This is a genomic window from Rhizorhabdus sp. (assembly GCF_018006725.1).
In the GTDB taxonomy this organism is placed as follows: domain Bacteria; phylum Pseudomonadota; class Alphaproteobacteria; order Sphingomonadales; family Sphingomonadaceae; genus Rhizorhabdus.
Map to the genome: position 1 here is coordinate 1 of NZ_JAGMXV010000369.1, position 3,726 is coordinate 3,726.

The 3,726-nt window shown below is 63.5% G+C and carries 2 protein-coding genes and 1 pseudogene; all 3 read left to right on the forward strand.

What is annotated here, in order from left to right; translation table 11 throughout:
• The first annotated feature begins 256 nt into the window (after positions 1–256).
• Positions 257–2,008, forward strand: a complete 1,752-nt coding sequence (locus KAY22_RS26160) for an alpha/beta fold hydrolase (RefSeq protein WP_004207062.1) — start codon at positions 257–259, stop codon at positions 2,006–2,008.
• Between the two features lie 3 nt (positions 2,009–2,011).
• Positions 2,012–3,436, forward strand: coding sequence for a bifunctional enoyl-CoA hydratase/phosphate acetyltransferase (locus KAY22_RS26165; RefSeq protein ID WP_004207061.1), 1,425 nt, complete (start codon positions 2,012–2,014; stop codon positions 3,434–3,436).
• A pseudogene (locus KAY22_RS26170) lies at positions 3,433–3,726 on the forward strand (acetate kinase); the annotation flags it as partial. The gene KAY22_RS26165 and the pseudogene KAY22_RS26170, both read left to right, overlap by 4 nt.

Genomic DNA, 3,726 nt, shown 5'->3' on the forward strand with positions numbered 1-3,726 from the left:
CCAATCAACCCGCCAGCTTTCCTACTGTCCTGCGATCGCTTGCTCCCGAGATCCCTGAGGACGCCGCCCGAATTCTCATCGCAGAGACCATCGTCGAGACTTTGCTCCACGGCGAGCCATGCGCTCCGCCGCGGTGAACCTCAAAGGGGAGGTTCTTAACCTTTCTGCAGGCTGCCGAGCGCCTGCGCAAAGAAACACAGCAGAGGGACTCGCCTGCTCGCAGGCGTTGCCGCTCTGCCGCCGCAGGAGATTGAGCATGTCGATCGATGAACACCAAACCGACCCCCTCGACGGCCTCGCCGAGACGCTCGATCACGCAGCGGCTGCGATGGTGGCTCAGGCAACGCATGGCCTGTCTCCCGCAACGCTTGTTCAGGCATGGTCGGACTGGGCGCTCCATCTCGCCATCTCTCCGGGCAGGCAGTTGCAACTGGCTACCAAGCTGGGTCGCAAATATATGCGACTGGCTGATTATGCAGCCCGGCGCGCCGGCGATCCCGACACCCTTCCCGCAATCGAGCCGCTGCCCCAGGACCGCCGCTTCGACGACCCTGCCTGGCGGGAACAGCCCTATGATCTTCTCGTGCAGGCATTTCTGCTGACCCAGCAATGGTGGCACGCCGCCACGACGGGCATAAAGGGCGTGGACCGTCATCATGAAGACATGGTTGCGTTCGCGGCCCGCCAAATCCTCGACATCGTCGCGCCGACGAACATTATCGCGGCGAATCCCGTGCTCCAGAAGCGGATCGTCGAAACAGGCGGGCGCTGCCTCATCGACGGCATCGAGCATCTTTTCGAGGACATGAGCCGCCTTGCACGAGGGGAATCACCGGCGGGAGTTGAGGCGTTCCCGGTTGGCGAGACTGTTGCCGCGACGCCAGGAAAGGTCGTCTATCGCAACGAACTGATCGAACTGATCCAGTATGAACCGACGAGCGGGATGGTCCATCCGGAGCCGGTGCTGATCGTGCCCGCCTGGATCATGAAATATTATATTCTCGATCTTTCGCCGGACAATTCGCTGGTCCGCTGGCTGGTGGGCCAGGGTTACACGGTCTTCGCCATCTCCTGGCACAATCCGGGCAGCGCCGACCGCAACCTCGACATGGACGCCTATCGACGGCTGGGTGCGATGGCAGCGATCGATGCCATCCACGCGATCTGCGGCGACGCGCATATCCACGCGCTGGGTTATTGTCTCGGGGGCACATTGCTGTCCATCGCCGCAGCCGCAATGGCGCGCGATGGCGACGACAGGCTGGCGAGCGTCACCCTGCTCGCGGCCCAGACCGAGTTCAGCGAACCCGGAGAACTTGGCCTTTTCATCGATGAGTCCCAGCTCAATCTGCTCGAGAACATGATGTGGAGCCGGGGCTATCTCGACAGCAGCCAGATGGGCGGTGCGTTCGAGATTCTGCGTTCGAACGATCTCGTCTGGTCGCGGATCCTCACCGAATATCTGATGGGCGAGCGTGCGCCCATGAACGATCTCATGGCGTGGAACGCCGACGGCACGCGCATGCCTTATGCCATGCACAGCCAGTATCTGCGCCGTCTGTTTCTCGATGATGATCTGGCCGAAGGCAAATACAAGGTCGACGGCCGGGCTATTTCCCTGTCGGCGCTGCGCAAACCGATGTTCATCGTAGGAACCGAACGCGACCATGTCGCGCCGTGGAAGTCGGTCCACAAGATCCACATGCTCTCCCCGGCCTCCATCCGCTTCGTGCTGACAAGCGGCGGTCACAATGCCGGCATTGTATCGGAGCCGGGCCACAGGGGGCGTCGCTACAGCGTGCTCGATCGTGTGGAAGACGGCCCCGTGCTCGACGCGGAGGAATGGCTTACGCGCGCCGAGCCGCATGAGGGAAGCTGGTGGACCGCCTGGGGCGAATGGCTGGTCGACCATTCGAGCGAGCCCGTCCCGCCTCCCCCGATGGGATCGCCCGACAAGGGATATCCCGCGCTCTATCCGGCACCTGGCCACTATGTGAAGGAGCGTTGAGCGATGGCCGGTCCAGCGATGATCGAAAACCGCACCTTCGATGAAATCGAAGTTGGCGACACCGCATCGGTCACACGAACGCTCGAGCCGGAAGACATTCAGCTTTTCGCCCTGGTGTCTGGCGACGTCAATCCGGCTCACCTCGACGCGCAATATGCCGCGACCGACATGTTCCGCCACGTCATTGCCCACGGCATGTGGGGCGGCGGCCTCATCTCCGCCGTCCTCGGAACGCAACTACCCGGTCCTGGCACCATCTATCTGGACCAGTCGTTGCGCTTCCGCCGCCCCGTCGCACCGGGCGACACGATCACCGCCTCGGTCACCGTCGTCGAGAAGCGTGCGGAGAAGAAAATCCTGATCCTCGACTGCCGCTGCGCCAACCAGCATGGCGAGGATGTCATCACTGGCCAGGCCCAGGTGATCGCGCCCGGCGAAAAGGTGCTGCGCCCGCGCGCGGAGCTGCCGGACGTTCGCCTCAACGATCATGACAAATATCGCCGGCTGATGGAGCTTGCCGGTGGTAGCGATCCGGTCCCGACGGCGATCGTGCATCCTTGCAGCGAAGCCGCCATCACTGCGGCGCTCGATGCGGCGCAAGCCGGATTGATCGCCCCGATCCTCATCGGGCCCGATGCGAAGATCAAGGCCGCAGCCACTGCGGCCTCGCGCGCGATCGACGGTTTCCGGATCGTGCCGGTGGCGCACAGTCATGCCGCAGCGGCCAAGGCGGTGGAACTGGTGCGCACGGGCGAAGCGCAGCTCGTCATGAAGGGATCACTGCACACGGATGAACTGATGGGCGCGGTAGTCTCTTCCGCTACAGGCCTTCGCACCGAACGACGGATCAGCCATGCCTATGTCATGGACGTGCCTGGCCGGCCGACACCGCTCATCATTACCGATGCCGCTATCAACATCGCCCCCTCCCTCGAGGAAAAGGCCGACATCATCCGCAACGCCATCGATCTCGCGCATGTGATCGGCATGGAGGCGCCCAAAGTCGCGATCCTCGCTGCGGTCGAAACCGTCAACCCGGCAATGCCTTCGACGCTGGATGCGGCGGCGCTCTGCAAGATGGCGGATCGCGGGCAGATCAGCGGCGGCATTCTCGATGGACCCCTCGCCTTCGACAATGCGGTCAGCGAGGCCGCGGCCAGGGAAAAGGGTATCGTTTCCGAAGTTGCGGGCCATGCGGAAATTCTGGTCGTGCCCAACCTCGAAGCCGGGAACATGCTGGCCAAGCAGCTCACATTCCTGGGCGGCGCCGACGCGGCCGGTATCGTGCTTGGCGCGCGCGTGCCGATCATCCTGACGAGCCGTGCCGACAGCCTGCGCACGCGTCTCGCGTCCTGCGCAGTGGCGGTGCTGATGGCGCGCGCCGTGACGCCGGCAGCCCCTGGATTGCCCGGGGGCAAGAGTGCATGAAGGCGGTCGTCAGCCTCAATTCCGGCTCGTCGAGCATCAAATTCTCTCTCTTCGCCATGGAGCCGGGAGGCAGCCTCCAACTCGCGGCCGGCGGAAAGATCGAGAAAATCGGGATAGTGCCAGCGCTGAAGGCCCGAAGGACGGACGGTACGATCCTGCTCGATCGCACCTGGCCGGATGGCGCAGGCCTTACCCACGCCGACTTGCTGGCCGATCTTTTTTCCTGGGCGATGCAGCATCCACTTGAAGGCTATGAGATCGCAGCCATCGGACACCGCATCGTCCATGGC